2 protein-coding genes are annotated in these 2,269 nt (G+C 66.4%); both read left to right on the forward strand.

The features are described from left to right. Window positions 1–23 precede the first annotated feature (23 nt). Window positions 24–1,124 (forward strand): Glu/Leu/Phe/Val dehydrogenase dimerization domain-containing protein, encoded by a 1,101-nt coding sequence (locus AC04L7_RS17000; protein WP_296282961.1) that lies wholly within the window; start codon window positions 24–26, stop codon window positions 1,122–1,124. A 53-nt stretch (window positions 1,125–1,177) separates the two neighbouring features. Beyond that, on the forward strand, window positions 1,178–2,269 hold a 1,092-nt coding region (locus AC04L7_RS17005; protein ID WP_475513490.1), incomplete at its 3' end, for an acyl-CoA dehydrogenase family protein.

The raw sequence follows: 2,269 nt of genomic DNA on the forward strand, positions 1-2,269 counted from the left end.
TCCCCGCGCACCGGAGCCCATCCATGATTTTCGAAACGCTCGACACCTCCGGCCACGAACAGGTCATCTTCTGCCACAACCCGGATGCCGGGCTGAAGGCCATCATCGCCATCCACAGCACCGTGCTCGGCCCGGCGCTGGGCGGCGTGCGGCTGCGCCCGTACGCCGACAGCGCGCTGGCGCTCAACGACGCGCTGCGCTTGAGCCGCACCATGACCTACAAGAACGCGCTGGCCGGCCTGAACGTCGGCGGCGGCAAGGCGGTGATCATCGGCGACAGCAACGTGGACAAGACCGAGGTGCTGTTCCGCAGTTTCGGCCGCTATGTCGATTCGCTGGGCGGCCGCTACATCACCGCCGAGGACGTCGGCACCGACGTCAACGACATGGAAAACGTCTACCGCGAGACCGAATACGTGGTCGGCGTGCACCAGGTGCACGGCGGTTCCGGCGACCCGGCCCCGTTCACCGCCTACGGCGCGCTGCAGGGCCTGATGGCAACGCTGAACCGCAAGTTCGGCAACGAAGAGATCGGCAAGTACAGCTTCGCCGTGCAGGGCCTGGGCCACATCGGCATGGAGTACGTCAAGCTGCTGAAGGAACGCGGCGCCAAGCTGTTCGTCACCGACCTCAATCCGGCGCTGGTCGAGCATGCGGTCGAGGAATACGGCGCCGAGGCCGTCAAGCCCGACGAGATCTACGACCTGCCGGTCGACGTGTTCAGCCCCTGCGCGCTGGAATACGCGATCAACGAACAGACCCTGCCCCGCCTGAAGGCGAAGGTGATCTGCGGCACCGCCAACAACCAGATGTCGCACGTCACCGGCGTGGAAGCGGCCAAGCGCGGCATCCTGTATGCGCCGGACTACGCGGTGAACGCCGGCGGCGTAATGAACGTCTCGCTGGAGATCGATGGCTACAATCGCGAGCGCGCCATGCGCATGATGCGGACCATCTACCACACCGTCGGCAAGATCTTCGACCTGGCGGAGAAGGAGAACATCGCGCCGCAGTACGCCGCCGACCGCATCGCCGAAGCCCGCATGACGGCGATCGGCAAGCTGAAGCTGCCCCTGGGCCGCACCGCGCCGCGCTTCATGGGGCATCTGCGCGGCGAGCATTGACGTAGGACGTTCCAACGACAACATGGATTGGCCGCAATAGGAGGGAGGACCGAATGCGACCGGATACCGTCAGCGGGTTTCCGCTGGGCGAAGAATTGGATGCGCTGCGCGAGGCCGTGCAGCGGTTCGCGCAGACCGAGATCGCGCCGCGTGCGGCGCAGATCGACCACGACAATGCGTTCCCGCAGGATCTGTGGCCCAAGCTGGGCGAACTGGGCCTGCTGGGCATCACCGTCGATCCCGAGTTCGGCGGCAGCGGCATGGGCTACCTGGCTCACCTGGTGGCGATGGAGGAGATCTCGCGGGCGTCGGGCTCGGTCGGCCTGAGCTACGGCGCACATTCCAACCTGTGCGTGTCCAACCTCTACCTCAACGGCAATGCCGCGCAGCGCGCGAAGTACCTGCCGAAGCTGTGCAGCGGCGAGTGGAAAGGCGCGCTCGCGATGAGCGAACCGGGCGCCGGCTCCGACGTGGTCGGCTCGATGAGCTGCCGCGCCGAGCTCAAGGACCGCGTGTGGGTCGCCAACGGCAACAAGATGTGGATCACCAACGGTCCCGAAGCCGACGTGCTGCTGGTCTACATGCGCACCGCAGGCAAGGACGCGGGCAGCAAGTGCATGACCGMCTTCATCGTCGAGCGTGGCATGAAGGGCTTCTCCACCGCGCAGAAGCTCGACAAGCTGGGAATGCGTGGCAGCAACACCTGCGAACTGGTGTTCGAGAACTGCGAGATCCCCGCCGAGAACGTGCTGGGCGAGGTCAACCAGGGCGTGCGCGTGCTGATGAGCGGCCTGAACACCGAGCGGCTGGTGCTGAGCGGCGGACCCATCGGCCTGATGCAGGCGGCGCTCGACATCACCCTGCCCTACGTGCGCGAGCGCAAGCAGTTCGACGCCGCCATCGGCACGTTCGGGCTGATGCAGGGCAAGCTCGCCGACATGTACACCGCGCTGCAGTCCAGCCGCGCCTTCGCCTACCAGGTGGCGCGCGGTTTCGACGAAGGACAGGGTTCTCGCGCGGCGGCGGCAGGCTGCCTGCTGCATGCGTCTGAAGCCGCGGTGCAGGTGACGCTGGAAGCGATCCAGTCGCTGGGCGGTAACGGCTACATCAACGAGTATCCGGCCGGCCGCCTGCTGCGCGACGCC

It is taken from the genome of Pseudoxanthomonas sp. LjRoot204_2 (assembly GCF_056175765.1).

What these genes read in the sequence shown, in the direction of transcription:
- AC04L7_RS17000 (WP_296282961.1), top strand. Translation starts at nt 24, where the DNA reads ATGATTTTCGAAACGCTCGACACCTCCGGCCACGAACAGGTCATCTTC.